This is a genomic window from Agrobacterium sp. ES01 (genome assembly GCF_050320885.1).
GTDB lineage: Bacteria > Pseudomonadota > Alphaproteobacteria > Rhizobiales > Rhizobiaceae > Allorhizobium.
Map to the genome: position 1 here is coordinate 488939 of NZ_JBNQTH010000003.1, position 18618 is coordinate 507556.

Below are 18618 nucleotides of genomic sequence, written 5' to 3' on the forward strand. Positions count from 1 at the left end.
GCCCTGCCATTTTTCTGGTTCCTCAGCCAAGCCATGTCCGGAGCACCTCGAACCTCGTCTCTCCGGATTTGCCATTCCTGAAGCGGAATGCACGTCTCGTCACACCCGCGGAAAAACGAGACAGCCACGAGGGACCTTTCGACATGTTTCGCGATCGACAGGCCGGAGCCGATGACAAACATCCCAGACGACGGAGCGGAAACGCTCGGTTGGAGTGACCGATACCCCCTCGCAGCGCTGATCCTGCAGCGCCTCGCCTTGAGTGCTGCCCTTTTGATGGCCGTTTCCGTGCTCATCTATGGCGGCGTTGAAGCCCTCCCCGGCGATTTCGCCACAACCTATCTCGGACAGTCGGCCACACCACAGGCTGTCGCCAATATCCGTGCCGAACTCGGCCTGGACCGCCCCGTTGTGACCCGCTATTTCGAATGGCTGGGCGGAGCGCTCCAGGGCGATTTCGGCACGTCCTGGGCCAGCCGGAACTCGGTCACCGAACAGATTGGCAAGCGCTTGGGCAACTCCTTGTTCCTCGCCGCATTCGCCGCCGTCATATCCGTGCCGCTCGCCGTCGGCCTCGGAATGGTGGCCGTACAATTCCGCAATCGCATACCCGACCGGATCATCAACGTCATTTCGCTGGCCGCGATTTCTCTGCCGGAATTCTTCATCGGCTACCTGTTGATCATGTTCTTCTCGATCAAGTTCAACATCGCCACCTTCCCCGCCACAGTGCATGACGGCATGGGAATGATCGAGCGCCTGAAGGCCATTGCCCTGCCCACAGCGACGCTGGTGATGGTGGTACTGGCCCACATGATGCGCATGACCCGTGCTGCCATCCTCTCGGTCATGTCATCGGCCTATATGGAGACGGCTGAACTGAAGGGATTATCCGCCTTCCGCGCCATCATCAAGCACGCGGCCCCCAACGCCATTGCCCCGATCGTCAACGTCGTCGCCCTCAACCTGGCTTACCTCGTGGTAGGCGTCGTCGTCGTCGAAGTTGTCTTCGTCTATCCCGGCATGGGCCAGTACATGGTCGACGCCGTAACCGTTCGCGACATGCCGGTGGTACAGGCATGCGGCCTTATCTTTGCCGCTGTCTACATCCTGCTCAACATGGTCGCAGACATCATTGCGATTGTCGCCAACCCGAGACTGAGGCACCCACGATGAGACTGAAAGAAATCCCCATCAGTGCCTGGGTCGGCCTCTTCGGCATTTTCATTGCCTTCTTCTGTGCCATCTTCGCCCCCTTCATCGCACCCTTCGGCGAGCGCGAAATCGTCGGCAGCGTCTGGGAACCGTGGAGCAACACCTATCTCCTTGGCACCGACAACCTGGGCCGCGATCTGTTGTCGAGAATGATCTACGGCGCCCGCACGACCCTGTTTGTCGCGCTCGCTGCCACCATCATTTCCTTCTCGCTCGGCATGGTCTTGAGCTTCACCGCCGCCGTCACACGCGGTGCGGTCGATCAGGTCCTGTCGCGCTTCAACGACCTGATGATGTCGATCCCGACTTTGATCTTCGCGCTGGTGGTTCTGGCGGTATTGCCCCAGAACCTGATCATCCTCATTCTGGTGATGGCTGTACTCGACTCCACCCGTGTATACCGGCTCGGCCGCGCCGTGGCGCTGGATGTCGCAGTGATGGAATTCGTGGAAGCCGCACGTCTGCGCGGTGAAGGCACAGTCTGGATCATTTTCCGCGAGATCCTGCCCAATACGCTGACACCGCTTCTGGCCGAATTCGGCCTGCGCTTTGCCTTCTCCATCCTGTTCCTCTCCACCCTCTCCTTCCTTGGCCTCGGCATCCAGCCGCCCGCCGCGGACTGGGGCGGCATGGTGAAGGACAACAAGGACGGCATCATCTTCGGCATTTCCGCGGCACTTGTTCCAGGCGGCGCCATTGCAGCCCTGGCCATCTGCGTGAACCTGGTAGTCGACTGGCTGCTGAAAAGGACCTCGAGCCTCAAGGGAGGGCGCGGTGATGCCTGATCTTCTTACCGTCCGCGATCTCAAGATCGAAGCAACCTCCTATCCACCGGGTGAACCACCCAGGGACATCACCATCGTTCAAGGCGTCTCCTTCGACCTCGAAAAGGGCAAGGTTCTTGGTCTCATTGGTGAATCCGGCGCCGGAAAATCCACCATTGGCCTGGCAGCGCTGGCCTATGGCCGCGGCGGTGTGCGCATCACCGGCGGCGAGGTCAAACTCGACGGCGAGGATATCCTGACGCTCGGCAAGTCCGGCATCCGAAAGGTGCGCGGCGCCCGTGTCTGCTATGTCGCCCAATCGGCAGCAGCAGCCTTCAATCCGGCCCATCGGCTGTTGGATCAGGTGATCGAAGCCACCCTCACCCACAAGCTGATGAGCGAGCAGGAAGCGCGCAAACGCGCCGTCTATCTGTTCGGCGTGCTGGGGCTCCCCGATCCCGAGAATTTTGGCGATCGCTATCCCCACCAGGTATCGGGTGGGCAGTTGCAGCGAGCCATGACTGCCATGGCGCTCTGCTCCAATCCGGAACTGATCGTCTTCGACGAGCCAACCACCGCGCTGGACGTCACCACCCAGATCGACGTACTGGCAGCGATCAAGCATGCGATCGAAGAGACAAATACGGCTGCTCTCTACATCACCCATGACCTGGCCGTCGTCGCCCAGATTTCCGACGATATCATGGTGCTGAAGCAGGGCGAGACCGTGGAATACGGTAGCGTTCAGCAGATCATCGAGGCGCCGAAGGAAGAATATACGAAGGCTCTCGTCAACGTCCGTCAGGCCAAGAAAACAGAGGCACCAGACCAGAGCAATACCCAGCTCACGGTGGAAAATGTCACCGCAGCCTATGGCAATGGCATGACGGTTCTGCATGACGTGAGCCTGCATCTACCCAAGGGCCAGACACTTGCAATCGTCGGAGAAAGCGGTTCGGGCAAATCCACCCTCGCCCGCGTGATCACCGGACTTCTACCGCCGAAATCCGGCAAGATCACCTTCGAAGGCCAGGAACTGACGGCAACGCTGAAGAAACGCAGCAATGACGACCTGCGCCGCATCCAGCTCATCTACCAGATGGCCGATACCGCGATGAACCCGCGCCAGACGGTGCGTGATATCATCGGCCGCCCTTTGACCTTCTACTACGGTCTGCGCGGTGCGAAGAAGACCGCCCGTGTGAAAGAGCTTCTCGACCAGATCGAAATGGGTTCCGGCTTTGTCGATCGCTATCCGGCAGAATTGTCCGGCGGTCAGAAACAGCGTGTGGCCATCGCCCGCGCGCTTGCAGCCAAGCCGGAACTGATCCTCTGCGACGAGCCGACCTCCGCGCTCGATCCGCTGGTGGCTGAAGGTATCTTGAACCTGTTGATGCGGCTGCAGAAGGAGACCGATGTCTCTTATGTCTTCATCACCCACGACATCGCAATCGTGCGCGCCATTGCCGACAGTGTGGCGGTGATGCATCGTGGCAAGCTGGTCCGCTTCGGTCCGAAGTCGAAGGTGCTCGCACCACCCTTCGACGACTACACCGACCTGCTGCTTAAATCCGTGCCGGAGATGCAGCTCGGCTGGCTGGAACAGGCGCTCTCCGAGCGCAAGATGGAAAGCGCCGGAAACTGATGCCGATGCGGCGAAGCCCAACCAGGTCTTCGCCGCTTCCTCAACGAAGCGACGGACCTCCTGTCCGCTAATAGTCGGACGGTACCGCCATCACACTGGTACCAGCTGCTTCGAGGTAGCTTCTGACCGTCGGCGGCAATTGCCGCGACGAAAACGGCACCACGCCGCAACGCGATAGCAATTGCCTCAGGTCAGGCTCGGCACCGACATGCCGCCAGATCATCCGCGACGCATAGGGAAGATTTTCCTTCCGCCACGAAACGCCCATCGTCGTTCCCCGCAGATATACCTTCTGATGCAGCTCGAACGGCAGCAGGATGGTCTGCGAGAGCATGGCACTGCGACCGCGCGCGCGCTCATAGATAAAGATGCGATTCCGCGAGAACGAAGCGAGCCCGGCATATTTACTGTGCTGCTCGATGGAATTGTCTGCATCCCGAATACGCTCTATCGACGTCACATGCATCAGTCCGCCCGCCTCGTACAAACGGCTGCAGGAGCAGACGACCATATCAGGCCACGACGGTGACAGATGATAGGTCTGGTAGTAGCCCGCATGTCGCCGAAGCGCAGCAAGGTCGCCCGGAAATCCCTTGAAGAGATCCGAGCCTTCAGAGCCTCCCCGCTCGGGCTTGTGCAACCTATTGGCAAATGCAGCCGGGGCGAGACTGAAATCGGCAGCGCTCAGGTCAAAGAAGCTCGCAATGCGCGCCAGATTATGCGCCGACGGCCTGGTTTCACCACTGGTGTAGCGATTGAACTGCTGTCGATTGAGACCAATTTCACGGCAGATATGAGAGATGGAGCGCTGCGTGGCGCAGGCTGCTTTGAGGTTTTCGACGAAGTGATGCATTGGACATTCCGGCAGTCTGATCTGTGCCGGCACAATAGCGTAAACTCGCGCAAAGTCACGTCAGGTCGCGAAATTGCCTGACGCAAGGTTCCGACTAGCCTCACCCCGGAAATTCAACAACAGGGGTCCTCCAATGTCCGACGCCAACCAGAACCGCAATCGCATTTTGCATGCAAGTGCCATCGACCGCCGCACCTTTCTCGGTGGCGCCATAACATTGGGCGCCCTGACGGGACTTGCCGGAGGCCTGACAAGCCAGGATGCCCGCGCTGCCGAACCCAAACGCGGTGGCGATCTAAAGCTTGGCCTGAAGGGCGGCGCCAGCAGCGACGTGCTGGACCCCGCAACCTATAGCGCTTCCGTTCTGTTCGTCACCGGCCGCCTCTGGGGCGACACCTTGGTGGAATCCGACCCAAAGACGGGCGCTCCGCTGCCATCTCTGGCAACTGCATGGGAGCCGTCCGCAGACGCCTCCGTCTGGACCTTCAAGATCCGCGATGACGTGGCGTTCCATGACGGTTCCAAGATGACCGTGTCAGACGTTGTCGCGACATTGAAGCGTCACTCGGATGAGAAGTCTCAGTCCGGTGCACTCGGCCTTCTGGGCTCGATCACCACGATCGAGGAGAAGGCAGGCGATCTCGTCCTGACGCTGAAGGAAGGCAATGCCGACCTGCCCTTGATGCTGACCGACTACCACCTCATCATCCAGCCGAAGGGCGGCGTGGAAAACCCGAATGCCGCAATCGGTACCGGCCCCTATACTGTCAAAAGCTTCGATGCCGGTATCCGTGCCGTGTTTGAAAAGAACCAGAACGACTGGCGTTCGGATCGCGGCTATGTCGACAGCGTCGAAATCACCGTCATGAACGATGCAACGGCGCGTATCGCCGCCCTGTCATCCGGGCAGGTACACTTCATCAACAGCGTCGACCCCAAGACCGTGCCGCTTTTGAAACGAGCGCCATCCGTTGAAATCGTCCGCAGCGCCGGCAAGGGCTTCTACAGTTTCCTCATGCATTGCGACACCGCTCCCTTCGACAACAACGACCTGCGTCTTGCGCTCAAATACGCGATCGACCGCCAGGCTATCCTCGATCAGGTCCTTGGTGGTTTCGGGACGCTCGGCAATGACTATCCCGTCAACAGCAACTATGCGCTGGCGCCAGAAGGCATCGAGCAACGGGCCTATGATCCGGACAAGGCCGCCTTCCACTTCAAGAAATCGGGTCTGGATCGCCCGGTTCTGTTGCGCACCTCGGACGCTGCCTTCCCCGGCGCCGTCGATGCGGCCATTCTCTTCCAGGAGAGCGCAAAGAAGGCCGGCATCGAGATCGAGGTCAAGCGAGAACCGGAAGACGGCTATTGGACCAATGTCTGGAATGCCCAGCCTTTCTGCGCATCCTATTGGGGCGGTCGTCCGACGCAGGATTCGCGTTACTCGACATCCTACCTGTCAACCGCACAGTGGAACGATACCCGCTTCAAGCGTGACGACTTCGACAAGCTGCTCCTGCAAGCCCGTTCTGAACTGGACGAGACCAGGCGCAAGGAACTTTACCGCACCATGGCCGTGATGGTCCGCGATGAAGGCGGTCTGATACTGCCCGTGTTCAACGACTACGTCATGGCGTCTTCAAACAAGCTTCAGGGCTTTGTCGATGATATCGGCAACGACATGTCGAATGGCTATATTGGCAGCCGAGTCTGGTTCGACGCCTGAAACTGAATTACGGATCATCAACATGTCGACTAATCGTACTTTCACGGTCATCGAGAATGACTGGATCACACTCAAGGACGGTACGCGCCTGGCCGCGCGCATCTGGATGCCGGACGGAACCGACGTCAATCCGGTGCCAGCCGTTCTGGAATTCCTGCCCTATCGCAAGCGCGACGGCACCGCCCCGCGCGACGAAAGCACCTATCCGCATTTTGCCGCCGCCGGCATTGCCGGTGTGCGCGTCGATATACGTGGCTCGGGCGAATCCGATGGCGTTATCGACGGCGAATATACCGAACTGGAACTGGCCAACGCCTGCGAAGTGATTGCCTGGATTGCCAAACAGCCCTGGTCGAATGGCTCGGTCGGTATGATGGGTATCTCCTGGGGCGGCTTCAACTGCCTGCAGGTCGCCGCCATGAACCCGCCGGCATTGAAGGCGGTAATCTCCATCGCCTCGACGGTCGACCGCTACAATGATGACATCCATTACAAGAATGGTTGCCATCTCTATGCCCAGCTCTCATGGGCGGGCACCATGCAGGGATACCAGTCCCGCGCACCGGACCCGGCAATCGTCGGCGACCGCTGGCGCGAGATGTGGCTGGACCGCCTGGAGAACGAACCCTTTTTCATGGCCGAGTGGCTGCAGCATCAGCGCCGCGACGCCTTCTGGCAGCACGGCTCCATCGGCGAAGACTTCGACGCCTTCAAGATCCCGGCACTGGTTCTGGCGGGCTGGGCCGATGGTTATCGCAACACCCCGCTGAAAGCCGTCGATGGCATGCCGGGACGCGCCAAGGCGCTGATCGGTCCTTGGGTGCACAAATACCCGCACTTTGCCTGGCCGAAACCCCGCGCCGATTTTATCGGCGAAGCGATCCGCTGGTGGAACCGCTGGCTGCGCGACGAGCTAAATGGTGCGGAAGATACGCCTGAAGTGCGCGCTTACATCCTTGACGCGATTCGACCTGCCGCGCGACGCGACCATGATGCCGGTCGGTGGATCGCCAAGGACAAGTGGACAACACCGGAATTTCAGACCTTCTCTGTCAGCGCCCATGACGAGCTGACAGCTGATCAGCCAGCCTCTGCCGGTGAACGGGACGTCTACCTGAAGTCACCGCTCGATCTCGGCACCTCATCCGGCGAATGGTTCACCCTGAAGCCAGATGCCGAGCTTGCCATGGACCAGCGTGCCGATGATGGCGGGTCGCTTTGCTTCCAATCCGCACCGCTTGAAGAAGACACCGATTATCTCGGCCAGACGGTCCTGACACTCGATGTCGCCTGCGACGCAGATATCGCCAACATCGCCGCCCGCATCGTCGATGTTCACCCGGACGGCACGTCCTATCGCGTGTCGTTCGGTGTGCTCAACCTTGCTCACCGCGACGGCAATGCTGAACCAAAGGCCATGCCCCACGGCAAAAAGGTCTCGATCACGCTGGCGCTGGATGCCTGCGGCTACCGCTTCCGCAAGGGCCACTGCATTCGCCTGGCATTGTCGACCAGCTACTGGCCGATGATCCTGCCACCACCGGAAGATGCGGGCCTCACCATCGATGTTCACTCGATCAAACTGGCGATGCCGCTTCTGGGCGACCATCGGGAGATTTCCGTGAAGGAACCGGATGATCCGGATCCGCTGCCGAAATACATCACACACGGCCCGGGCGAAACGCGACGCGAGGTCAATCGCAGTCTGACCGACAACCGCACGGAATACCGCATCTATGAGGATACCGGACATTCGGAACATCCGGGTTCAGGGATCACCAGCCACGAAATCCGCGATGAATGCTGGACAATCTCGCCGGCGGATCCGTTGTCGATGACAGGTCGCGCAACCTGGACCACGGAATACAGCCGACAGGGCTGGTCTGCGCGCTCGGTTGCGACCAACTACATGACCTGCACGAAAACCGACTGGTTGATTTCGGTGGAAGTCACGGCCTATGAAGACGGCAAGGAAATCTTTACGCGCCGCAAGGAGCAGAAGATCCCGCGCGACTTCATGTAATCCCGCAGCCGAGTAACGGTTGCGGCACAGCAAACCGGAGGCCGACAATGAAGGCTATGTTCTACGAACGCTTTGGCGAAGCACCGGAGATCGTGGACGTACCAGACCCTGTCGCGCCATCCGCCGGTGTGGTGATAAAGGTCACCGCCACCGGCCTGTGCCGGAGTGACTGGCATGGCTGGATGGGCCATGATCCGGACATCAACCTCCCCCACATACCCGGCCATGAATTCGCCGGCGTCGTGGAATCGGTTGGCGCCGAGGTCAGACGCTTCAAGCGCGGAGACCGGGTCACGGTGCCCTTCGTGTCCGGCTGCGGCCACTGCCGTGAATGCCGGTCGGGAAACCAGCAGGTCTGCGAGGCGCAATTCCAGCCGGGCTTCACCCATTGGGGTTCCTTTGCCGAATATGTCGCCATCGACTATGCCGACGAAAACCTCGTTCTCCTGCCGGAAACGATTGACGACGCAACAGCGGCAAGCCTCGGCTGCCGCTTTGCCACATCCTTCCGCGCCGTGGTCGACCAGGGCCGACTGAAGAAAGACGAGTGGCTGACGGTGCATGGCTGCGGCGGCGTTGGAATGTCGGCCATCATGATCGGCAAGGCACTGGGTGCCAAGGTGGTCGCCGTCGACATCTCGGAAGAAAAGCTCGCCATCGCAAGGTCCTTGGGCGCCGACCACACGGTCAACGGCACGCTTGAACTGGATACGGCAGTTGCGATCCGCGATCTGACCGATGGTGGCAGCCATGTCTCGATCGATGCGCTCGGCCATCCTGTCACCTGCTGCAATTCCGTGATGAACCTTCGCCGCCGGGGGCGTCATGTGCAGGTCGGGCTAATGCTTGGAGATCAGGCAAACCCTGCTATCCCCATGGGCCGCGTCATCGCCCATGAACTGGAAATCTACGGCAGTCACGGCATGCAGGCCTGGCGTTACGACGCCATGCTCGAGATGATCGCATCGGGAAGCCTTCAGCCGCAAAGGCTGATCGGTCGTCACGTCACTTTAAGCGAGGGGATACCAGCCTTGATGGAAATGGACCGCTTTTCAGAAACCGGGATCACCATCATCGACCGCTTCGTCTGAGAGGTTTGAGCGCTACCTGCTTTGCTTGCAGGAGCCGATAGCGACCGCAGTCATTCAGGCCGTCGCGCCAGAAAAATGCGAAACCGCTCTGCACAGCGCTTCAAAGCCTGTCCTGGCACCGTCACTCATATGGCGCGCGCGAAGCCAGGCGTGCACCATCTGCGGTTCTTCGCGAAACCAGACCTCGATACCAGCCTGGGCCAGCCGGGCGGCATATTGGCGACCGTCGTCCCGCAGCGGATCGAAATGCGCAACGGTGATAAAGGCAGGCGGCAGATCCGAGAGGTCCTCCAGCAAGAGCGGATGAGCGACGGCTTCATCCGCCGGTGCCTGCAAGACCTCGCGGTAGTATTTCACGTCAGCCGTTGTCAGCCCCGGAGCTTGTGCCATCTCCACATAGGAGCCCGCCTCCAGATCACCCCCAAGCGCTGGATAGATGAGCACCTGCCCGCGGAGGCGACCGGCCTGTCCGCTACGCGCCGCGCGCACGCAAAGCCCGGCCGCCAGATTGCCGCCGGCGCTATCTCCGATCACGACGACGTCATGGCCCTGATCCAGCAACGTGGTCAGAACGGCATAGGCATCGTCAGTCTGGGCCGGCCAAACATGTTCCGGCGCAAGGCGATAATCGACCGCCGTCAATTCGGCCCCAACGGCATCGGCAATCTCCGCGCAGATCGCGTGATGGCTCTCCAGCGAGCCCACGACGAAACCGCCGCCATGGATATAGAGCAAATGCGTATTGGTTTTGATCCGTGCCGGGCGATAGCGGCGCACCGGAACCCGACCGTCTGCCAGACTGTCATCGGTCAGCATGCCATCCGGAAGCGCCGGTGCAAATTGCGCGCAAAGCGCATTATACCATTCCCGCTGCTGCTCGATCGATGCATCCACGGCATCTGCCGGATAAAAGGCATTGCTCTTTTCCAGAAAAGCCAGAATTCCTGCTTCACTGGGCATCGGAAAACCCTTGGTCATTTGGTCAAAATTCCTGTCTCGCCAGCACCCTGATCGAGATCAGGCAGATCCGTTAATCTCCCTGATTTCAGAGACATAAAACCATTTCTGGAATCAGATTGCCAACCTCTTGAATCAAACTCTCAGGCAGCATCATCCATGCTGTCGGCAGGCTTCACCGGCACATAGTTCAGGACCGGTGCGAGCCACCGTTCGGCCTCGCCAAGCGCCATACCCTTGCGCCCGGCATAGTCCGCCACCTGATCCCGTTCGACCTTGGCCACGCCAAAATAATAGCTCTCGGGATGACCGATATAGAGACCGGATACGGAAGAACCGGGCCACATGGCCATGCTTTCGGTAAGCGTGACACCCGTTGCCTTTTCCGCATCGAGCAGCTTGAACAGTGTCGGCTTTTCAGTGTGGTCGGGCTGTGCCGGATAGCCAGGTGCCGGACGGATACCGGCATAGGTTTCGGCCAGGAGTTCGTCGCTCGTCAACGTTTCGTCCGGCGCATAGCCCCAGAATTCCTGACGCACGCGCTGGTGCAGACGCTCGGCAAAGGCTTCGGCAAAACGGTCCGCCAGCGCCTTCACCAGGATCGACGAATAGTCGTCATTGGCGCGTTCGAAGCGTTCGGCGATGGCAATTTCTTCAAAGCCGGCTGTCACGACAAAGGCCCCCACATAGTCCTCGACGCCGCTCGCCTCAGGCGCAACGAAGTCCGACAGCGCCACATTGGGCCGACCGTCGCGTTTCGACAGCTGCTGGCGCAGTGTGTAGAGCATGGCAAGCTCATCGCCGCGGGCATCGTCCTTGTAGAGGCGGATATCGTCGCCAACGGCATTGGCCGGCCAGAAACCGATCACGCCGCGCGGGCGGAACCATTTCTCGTCGATGATCTTCTTCAGCATGTCCTGCGCATCGGCAAACAGCTGCCGCGCGGCCTCACCCTGCTTCGCATCCTCAAGGATCATCGGGTAGCGCCCCTTCAGCTCCCAGGTCTGGAAGAAGGGCGTCCAGTCGATATAATCGGCAAGCTCTGCCAGATCGTAATTGTCGAAACTTTTGGTGCCAAGAAAGCTCGGCTTGACCGGCTTGTAGCCCGTCCAGTCAATTTTAAGCGCATTCTCGCGGGCACGCGGCAACGGCAGGCGCTGCTTTTCGGCCTCGGCCCGCGCATGGGCCTCAGCCACCTTCGTGTATTCCGCCTTGATCTTTTCGACGTAAGGTCCCTTCTGCTCGGGCGAGAGCAGCGCGGAGACAACACCGACAGCGCGGCTGGCATCGGTCACATACACCGCCTGCCCGCGCTCATATTGGGGGCTGACCTTCACGGCCGTGTGCACACGGCTGGTGGTCGCACCTCCGATCAGCAACGGCACATCGAAACCCTGCTTTTCCATTTCCGACGCCACATAGACCATCTCGTCCAGCGATGGCGTGATCAGACCGGAGAGACCGATGATATCGACCTTCTCCTTGATTGCCGTCTCGAAAATCTTGGCAGCCGGCACCATCACGCCAAGATCGATGATCTCGTAATTGTTGCAGGCCAGCACAACGCCGACAATGTTCTTGCCGATATCGTGGACATCGCCCTTCACGGTCGCAAGCAACACCTTGCCCGCCGTCTCGCGCTCGCCATTGCCGCCATTGGCAAGCTTTTCCGCCTCCATGTAAGGCAGAAGGACAGCAACAGCCTGCTTCATGACACGGGCAGACTTGACCACCTGCGGCAGGAACATCTTGCCCGAGCCGAACAGATCGCCAACGACATTCATGCCGGCCATCAACGGACCTTCGATCACATGCAAGGGCCGCTCGACGTTCTGGCGCGCTTCTTCGGTATCGGCATCGATATATTCGGTAATGCCATTGACCAGCGCATGCTCAAGACGTTTTTCGACCGACCATTCACGCCAGGTCAGATCCTGTTTCTTGGCTTCCTTACCGCCTGCTCCGCGAAACTGTTCGGCAATCTCCAGAAGTCGTTCGGTCGCATCATCGCGGCGGTTCAGCACCACGTCTTCGCAGGCCTCCCGCAGTTTCGGCTCAATGCTTTCATAGACCGCCAGCTGACCGGCATTGACGATGCCCATATCCATGCCGACCTGGATCGCGTGATAGAGAAACACGGCATGCATGGCCTCGCGAACCGGCTCATTGCCGCGGAACGAGAAGGACAGGTTCGAAACGCCACCGGAAATATGAACCAGCGGCATTTTCTCGCGGATCGTCCGCGTGGCCTCGATAAAGTCCTGGCCGTAATTATTGTGCTCTTCGATACCCGTGGCGACCGCAAAGATATTGGGGTCGAAGATAATGTCTTCCGGCGGGAACCCGGCAATTTCAGTCAGGATCTTGTAGGCACGCTCGCAGATTTCGACCTTGCGCTTGTAGGTATCCGCCTGCCCCTGCTCATCGAACGCCATGACGACGACAGCGGCACCGTAATTGCGGATCAGCTTGGCCTGGGCGATGAAGTTCTCCTCGCCCTCCTTGAGCGAGATCGAATTCACGACCGCCTTGCCTTGCACGCATTTCAAACCGGCTTCGATGATCGAGAACTTCGATGAATCGAGCATGATCGGCACGCGTGCGATATCCGGCTCGGCAGCAATCAGATTGAGAAACTCGACCATTGCCTTTTCGCTGTCGATCAAGCCTTCATCCATGTTGATGTCGATGATCTGCGCGCCGTTTTCCACCTGATCGCGCGCCACAACCAGCGCTGCCGCATAGTCACCCGCAGTGATCAGCTTGCGGAACTTGGCAGAGCCGGTGACATTGGTGCGCTCGCCCACGTTGACGAATGGAATGTCCTTGGTCAGCACGAAGGGCTCGAGGCCCGAAAGCGACATGAAAGGTTTGTGCTCAGGCACCGGACGCGGCTTGTGCTGCGAAACGGCATCGGCAATCGCCCGGATATGCTCCGGCGTGGAGCCGCAACAGCCGCCGACCACATTGACGAGACCTTCCCGGGCAAAACCCTCGATCTGGCGCGCCATCATCTCGGGGCTCTCGTCATACTGGCCAAACTCGTTGGGCAGGCCTGCATTGGGATAGGCGCAGATGAACGTGTCAGCAACGCCCGACAATTCCTGCAGATGCGGACGCATGGCATCGGCACCAAGAGCGCAGTTCAGCCCGATGGTAAAGGGGTTGGAATGGCGCACCGAATACCAGAATGCCGACGGCGTCTGGCCGGACAACGTGCGGCCGGAGAGGTCTGTGATCGTGCCCGACACCATGACAGGAAGACGGATGCCCTTCTCGGCGAAGCGCTCCTCGCAGGCAAAGATCGCTGCCTTGGCGTTCAGCGTGTCGAAGATCGTCTCAATCAAAATGAGATCGGCCCCGCCATCGATCAGACCATCGATCTGCTCGCCATAGGCAATGCGCAGATCGTCAAAAGAAACAGCTCGGTAGCCCGGATTGTTGACGTCGGGCGACATGGATGCGGTGCGGTTGGTCGGCCCGATGGCGCCGGCGACGAAACGGCGGCGCCCATCTTCGCGCTCCGCACGGATCGCAGCCCGGCGCACCACCTTCGCGCCCTCGAAATTGAGATCGTAAACCGCACCTTCCATCTGATAATCCGCCTGCGCAATGCGCGTGGACGAGAAGGTATTGGTTTCCAGAATGTCGGCACCCGCCATGGCATAGCGGTAATGGATTTCCTCAATTGCATCCGGCTGCGAGAGGATCAGGAGATCGTTATTGCCCTGCTGGTGACAGGCACAGCCTAAAAAGCGCTCGCCCCTAAACTGCTCCTCATCGAAGCCTAGACCCTGGATCTGGGTGCCCATGGCACCGTCCAGCACGAGAATTCGCTCACGCGCAGCCTTGGCCAGGGCCTCGGCCACTTCCGCGCCATCCCGTTTCGCGCCCTCAGGGCCGAAAAGATTGTCAAGCATACGCGAACTCCCTTGTCTTCATTGCGACACATCGTGAAGTCACATAAAGATATCTTTATGTCAACAACCGTTTGCCAAAACTGGCAATTCGGCGACCTTTGCTAAAGCCGTTCGCCGTGACATTTGCCCGCTCCCCCGATATAGCTCTTGCACCATTCGAAATGCCCCAAGGGAGGAACCATGTCGGAGAAAACCCCATCCAGCGCACTTGCAGAAAACTGGAGCGACCGCCCCTATCACCGCCAATGGTTGAACGCACAGGCGGCGGATCTGTTTCGCTTCTTCCAGTTTGCGGCGATCAATCCCAAGGGCGGATTCTACGATCTTGACCGGCATGGAAAGCCCCTTTCCACAGACAATCCTGTCCGCGGCATCCATATGGCCGCCCGCATGGTCCACTGCTTTGCCATTGGCGACCTTCTGGGCCTGCCGGGTTCCCGGGATGTAATCGACCACGGCATGGACTTCCTCTGGAACCGCCATCGCGACATGGACAATGGCGGCTATGCCTGGCAGGCGGATGATAACGGTGCGGTCGATACATCCAAACAAGGCTATGGCCACGCCTTCGTCTTGCTTGCTGCATCCTCGGCAAAAACAGTCGGCCATCCCCTCGCCGACCAGATGCTCGCCGACATCACCGAAATCCTGGAAACCAAATTCTGGGACAAGGAACACGGCGCCATTGCCGAGGAGTTTTCAGCCGACTGGACACCGGTGCCAGGCTATCGTGGCCAGAACTCCAATATGCACCTGACCGAAGCCCTGATGGCCGCCTTCGAAGCGACCGGAGAACACCATTACCTCGACAAGGCTGAGAGCATTGCCGATCTTCTGATCCGCCGCAAGGCAACGGAATGCAGCTACCGGGTGCCGGAACATTTCGACGAGAACTGGGCCGTGGATGAGAACTACTACCACGAAAACGAGATGTTCCGCCCCGCCGGCACCACGCCCGGCCATTGGCTCGAGTGGTCTCGCCTGGTGCTCCAGCTCTGGGTGCTTGGTGGCAAGAAACATGACTGGATGCCAGAAGCCGCCCGCGGCCTGTTCTTCCAGTCTATGAAACTTGGCTGGGACAACAGCCATGGCGGTTTCTTCTATACGCTGGATTGGGAGAACCGGCCGGACAAGCGCTTCAAGCTGTGGTGGCCGCTTTGCGAAGGGGCAGCCGCTGCTCATTTCCTCAATGAGCACTCGCCCAGCGCTTTTCACGAAGAGAGCTATCGTCAGATCTGGGGCTTCATCAATCGCTATAGTCTCGACCATCCGCTGGGCGGCTGGCATGAGGAACTGACGGAAGACCTGAAACCCTCAAACACGCTCTTCCCCGGCAAGGGCGATATCTACCACGCCCTTCAGGCTTGCCTGATCCCGCTTTATCCGGCGACCGGCAGCCTGACCAAGGTGATTGCCGAAACCGGCGGACGTCTTTAAGCAGCTGTCACACGGCGGCTCGTTTTTCATGCCGCCGTGTCAGTTGTCGGACTGGACTTCGCCCTTTTTCGGCTTGCCCTTAAGGCGAAACGCCGCAGAAAAGCGTGTTCCCTTGGAAAATTGACCCGAACATTGAATGGTATCGGCGCCACGCGGCCCATTGCGAACGGCGCAATGACCGCTTGCCGCCAGAACATTGGGAGACCCATTGGCAGCGCCTGCGTTGATCACGACACGATCAATGTCGAATCCCTGAGCACGATTGGAGCGATCCACACCGCTGAATGTCAGAATACGGCTGCCGGTCAGCATGAAGTAGAACCCCACACGACCATCCGAATAGGCACTGCGACCGATGGTGGCCAGACAGCTCGCCGTCAGATCATCGCCGCCAAGTTCAACCCGAAGGCATGTGCCCTCCAGAGCATTGAAATCCGGTTGTCCGGCCGCCTCAACGTCAGCAGCAACGCCAAGGACGGTCACTGCAAAAGCAACGAGCCAAACCCACCGACATGTCATCAAAGCACCTTCCTCACAGAATGACCGCTGAGAACGATGCCTGCCGCGACCGTGAGCTTATGTAGACGATTTGCAGAACGGTCAGCAAGACCACCGACGCCGGCAAGGACGCGGGATAACAGTCAGAATGGACAAGAGACGACAAGACGCGACTGCGCGACGGAACTGAGTTTCAGTCCGCCGCGCAGTCTTCAGTCGTTTACGGGCTCTTAGAACTCTTCCCAATCATTCTGCTTGAGCGCGGTATTTCCCACAGCCATTGGCGCTGGACGCGGGGCTGCCGGCTTCGCCAGCGGTGCGTGGCTTTCAGCAGGGGCTCTCGCAGCGGGCGTAGGTGCCGGGCGCACCGCGGGAGGCGCGCTTCCCGGCAGGCGCACACCGGCACGGCGATTGAGTTTGAAGCTCTGGACGAGCGTGGCCAGATGAGCGGCCCCGCCGGACAGCGCCTCACTGACCGCAGACATACTGGACACCATCGAGGCGTTCTGCTGCGTCATCTGGTCAAGCGAGTTCACCGCCGAGTTGATTTCCAGAAGGCTGGTCGACTGTTCCGAGGCTGCCGTGGCAATCGCCTGCACGTTACTGTCGATAGACTGGACGAAATCCTCGATCTTGGTCAGTGCCTTGCCAGTCTCGCCGACAAGACGCACCCCTTCCGTCACTTCCTTGCCGGAATTGGCAATGAGATCGGAAATCTCCTTCGCAGCCTTGGCAGAGCGCTGGGCCAGTTCGCGAACTTCCTGCGCCACAACCGCAAAGCCCTTGCCGCTTTCGCCCGCTCTGGCGGCCTCAACGCCGGCATTTAGCGCCAAAAGATTGGTCTGGAAGGCAATCTCGTCGATCACACCGATAATATTGGAGATCTCTTTAGAAGCCGATTCGATGCGGCTCATGGCATCGACGGTGGCCTTGACGACCCCAACGGATGCAGTCGCCGCCTCACGCGCATCTCCCACCAAACGACGGGTTTCCGTCGTCCGGGAACTGGAATCGCGAACGGTGACCGTAATCTGCTCCAACGCTGCCGACGTCTCTTCCAGTGCTGCTGCCTGTTGCTCGGAGCGATGTGCAAGACTTCCAGAGCTTTCCTTCATCTCGGAACTCTTCGACGAAAGCGAATTCGTCTCGTGAAGCACTTCCTCAAGAGTTTCCTGGAAGCGCCCGATCGAGACATTGAAATCGTTTCGCAAATGTTCGAACTCGGGAACAAAGGGCTCGTCGATTGTGATGCGTATATTACAATCGGCGAGTCGCCCGAGGCCAGCACCGACTTCCTGTATCGCCTTCACCCGTCCAGTGACGTCCGTGGCGAACTTCACCACCTTGACGACTTTGCCCTCGTCGTCGAGAATCGGATTATAGGTTGCCTGGATATAGACCGGCGCACCATCCTTGCCGATCCGCTTGAACTCGTCGCTGGCGTATTTTCCAGTGTTCAGGCTTCGCCAGAACTCCTGATAGGCAGGAGACCGCACCTCTTCGGCATCGCAGAATATCGAGTGATGCTTGCCGACGATGTCCGACAGTGTGTAGCCAAGAACCGACAGAAAATTCTCGTTGGCCGTCAGAATTTCACCTTCCGGCGTGAATTCGATGATGGCTTGCGCGCGCGAGAGCGCTTCGAGCTTTCCATTGCTATCGATTTCCTTCTGTTTCAACTCGGTGATATCAGTCGCGAGCTTGACAACCTTGTAGACTTTTCCGCCACGCATCACCGGATTATAGGACGCTTCGATCCAGATTATGTCGCCGGTCTTGGTGACGCGCTTGTACTGGCGGCGGTCGAATTTGCCCTTGGCAAGACTGGTCCAGAAGTCTGCATATTCCGGTGAAGACACTTCTTGAGGTGTCAGGAACATCCGGTGATGCTTGCCGACAATTTCGGAGAGCTCATAGCCGAGCGCCTTGCAGAAATTCTCGTTGGCAGTCAGAATCGTGCCGTCAGGTGTAAACTCGATGATCGCCTGCGAACGGTTAAAGGCAGCCATCATCGCCTTTTCGTCGCTTGCAAACCCGGGGATGTGTATCGACATGCGCCAGAATCCTAATAGATGAGATACCGGAATCTAGCTTAGTAAACACTAATACAATCTTTACGCGGGAACAAAAATTGATGGCACGGAAATTCTCTTGACACCCCCACAGGAACCGGACCGAAACCGGACCGACATGCGCCAAAAGAAGCATACGAATCAATGATAATGCAGCGTTGCAAGGCGCATCATTGCCGGAAAATGGGACAGAGCCAAAAGTCGCAAAGGTTGCATTAGATCTACTGGATTTGCATACGGTGCCAAGCAATATTCTAACTGTCTCCGCAGCTTTCACTGCCAGATCGGCGCGATGTCATCTGCAATGCGAGCTTTGGGCAGCGCATCGGATTTCAGTCGGTGACGCCCCACCATCCGCCTCTCTCAATTTTCGCAGCGCCGCTTGACAAACACCCGATGACCATATTTTAATCATGCACA

The 18618-nt window shown here is 59.0% G+C and carries 12 protein-coding genes; 7 read left to right on the plus strand and 5 right to left on the minus strand.

Annotated features, from left to right (window positions below; translation table 11 throughout):
- Positions 1-171: 171 nt before the first annotated feature.
- Genes ACQQ2Q_RS11620 through ACQQ2Q_RS11630 form a run of 3 tightly spaced genes read left to right on the plus strand, consistent with a single transcriptional unit; the run spans position 172 to position 3624 of the window.
- Positions 172-1176, plus strand: coding sequence for an ABC transporter permease (locus tag ACQQ2Q_RS11620; protein ID WP_428187225.1), 1005 nt, complete (start codon positions 172-174; stop codon positions 1174-1176).
- Complete coding sequence (locus tag ACQQ2Q_RS11625) at positions 1173-2000, plus strand: ABC transporter permease (RefSeq protein ID WP_428187226.1); 828 nt, start codon at positions 1173-1175, stop codon at positions 1998-2000. The genes ACQQ2Q_RS11620 and ACQQ2Q_RS11625 overlap by 4 nt, the downstream gene beginning before the upstream one ends.
- The gene (locus tag ACQQ2Q_RS11630) at positions 1993-3624 is read left to right on the plus strand and encodes an ABC transporter ATP-binding protein (RefSeq protein WP_428187227.1); all 1632 of its coding nucleotides are present in this window, start codon (positions 1993-1995) and stop codon (positions 3622-3624) included. Before ACQQ2Q_RS11625 ends, ACQQ2Q_RS11630 begins: the two co-directional genes overlap by 8 nt.
- A 67-nt stretch (positions 3625-3691) precedes the next feature.
- On the opposite strand, the gene ACQQ2Q_RS11635 is transcribed toward ACQQ2Q_RS11630, so the two are convergent.
- Positions 3692-4477, minus strand: coding sequence for a helix-turn-helix domain-containing protein (locus ACQQ2Q_RS11635; protein WP_428187228.1), 786 nt, complete (start codon positions 4475-4477; stop codon positions 3692-3694).
- Positions 4478-4610: 133 nt separating this feature from the next.
- Between ACQQ2Q_RS11635 and ACQQ2Q_RS11640 the strand changes: the two genes are divergently transcribed.
- Genes ACQQ2Q_RS11640 through ACQQ2Q_RS11650 form a run of 3 tightly spaced genes read left to right on the plus strand, consistent with a single transcriptional unit; the run spans position 4611 to position 9314 of the window.
- Entirely contained in the window at positions 4611-6200 is a 1590-nt protein-coding gene (locus ACQQ2Q_RS11640) for an ABC transporter substrate-binding protein (RefSeq protein WP_428187229.1), read from the plus strand.
- Between the two features lie 22 nt (positions 6201-6222).
- Positions 6223-8223 carry a CocE/NonD family hydrolase gene (locus tag ACQQ2Q_RS11645; protein ID WP_428187230.1) on the plus strand — a complete coding sequence of 667 codons (2001 nt, stop codon included), beginning with the start codon at positions 6223-6225 and terminating at the stop codon, positions 8221-8223.
- Between the two features lie 47 nt (positions 8224-8270).
- Entirely contained in the window at positions 8271-9314 is a 1044-nt protein-coding gene (locus tag ACQQ2Q_RS11650) for a zinc-dependent alcohol dehydrogenase family protein (protein ID WP_428187231.1), read from the plus strand.
- Between the two features lie 54 nt (positions 9315-9368).
- Here the strand turns inward: ACQQ2Q_RS11650 and ACQQ2Q_RS11655 are convergent, their stop codons facing one another.
- Positions 9369-10292: an alpha/beta hydrolase gene (locus ACQQ2Q_RS11655; RefSeq protein ID WP_428187232.1), complete on the minus strand. Its 924-nt coding sequence runs from the start codon at positions 10290-10292 to the stop codon at positions 9369-9371.
- A 122-nt stretch (positions 10293-10414) separates the two neighbouring features.
- Positions 10415-14191 (minus strand): methionine synthase, encoded by a 3777-nt coding sequence (metH, locus tag ACQQ2Q_RS11660; RefSeq protein WP_428187233.1) that lies wholly within the window; start codon positions 14189-14191, stop codon positions 10415-10417.
- A 180-nt stretch (positions 14192-14371) separates the two neighbouring features.
- Here metH and ACQQ2Q_RS11665 point away from each other — a divergent pair, with 180 nt between their 5' ends.
- The gene (locus ACQQ2Q_RS11665; protein ID WP_428187234.1) at positions 14372-15628 is read left to right on the plus strand and encodes an AGE family epimerase/isomerase; all 1257 of its coding nucleotides are present in this window, start codon (positions 14372-14374) and stop codon (positions 15626-15628) included.
- Between the two features lie 39 nt (positions 15629-15667).
- Here the strand turns inward: ACQQ2Q_RS11665 and ACQQ2Q_RS11670 are convergent, their stop codons facing one another.
- On the minus strand, positions 15668-16147 hold the full coding sequence (locus tag ACQQ2Q_RS11670) for a hypothetical protein (protein WP_428187235.1): 480 nt from the start codon (positions 16145-16147) through the stop codon (positions 15668-15670).
- Positions 16148-16356: 209 nt separating this feature from the next.
- Positions 16357-18180: a methyl-accepting chemotaxis protein gene (locus ACQQ2Q_RS11675; RefSeq protein WP_428187236.1), complete on the minus strand. Its 1824-nt coding sequence runs from the start codon at positions 18178-18180 to the stop codon at positions 16357-16359.
- Positions 18181-18618: the final 438 nt, after the last annotated feature.

Excerpts from the sequence above, each read along its gene's own strand:
- ACQQ2Q_RS11620 (WP_428187225.1), top strand. The coding sequence starts at position 172 with ATGACAAACATCCCAGACGACGGAGCGGAAACGCTCGGTTGGAGTGAC.
- ACQQ2Q_RS11625 (WP_428187226.1), top strand. The coding sequence starts at position 1,173 with ATGAGACTGAAAGAAATCCCCATCAGTGCCTGGGTCGGCCTCTTCGGC.
- ACQQ2Q_RS11630 (WP_428187227.1), top strand. The coding sequence starts at position 1,993 with ATGCCTGATCTTCTTACCGTCCGCGATCTCAAGATCGAAGCAACCTCC.
- ACQQ2Q_RS11635 (WP_428187228.1), bottom strand. The coding sequence starts at position 4,477 with ATGCATCACTTCGTCGAAAACCTCAAAGCAGCCTGCGCCACGCAGCGC.
- ACQQ2Q_RS11640 (WP_428187229.1), top strand. The coding sequence starts at position 4,611 with ATGTCCGACGCCAACCAGAACCGCAATCGCATTTTGCATGCAAGTGCC.
- ACQQ2Q_RS11645 (WP_428187230.1), top strand. The coding sequence starts at position 6,223 with ATGTCGACTAATCGTACTTTCACGGTCATCGAGAATGACTGGATCACA.
- ACQQ2Q_RS11650 (WP_428187231.1), top strand. The coding sequence starts at position 8,271 with ATGAAGGCTATGTTCTACGAACGCTTTGGCGAAGCACCGGAGATCGTG.
- ACQQ2Q_RS11655 (WP_428187232.1), bottom strand. The coding sequence starts at position 10,292 with ATGACCAAGGGTTTTCCGATGCCCAGTGAAGCAGGAATTCTGGCTTTT.
- metH (WP_428187233.1), bottom strand. The coding sequence starts at position 14,191 with ATGCTTGACAATCTTTTCGGCCCTGAGGGCGCGAAACGGGATGGCGCG.
- ACQQ2Q_RS11665 (WP_428187234.1), top strand. The coding sequence starts at position 14,372 with ATGTCGGAGAAAACCCCATCCAGCGCACTTGCAGAAAACTGGAGCGAC.
- ACQQ2Q_RS11670 (WP_428187235.1), bottom strand. The coding sequence starts at position 16,147 with ATGACATGTCGGTGGGTTTGGCTCGTTGCTTTTGCAGTGACCGTCCTT.
- ACQQ2Q_RS11675 (WP_428187236.1), bottom strand. The coding sequence starts at position 18,180 with ATGTCGATACACATCCCCGGGTTTGCAAGCGACGAAAAGGCGATGATG.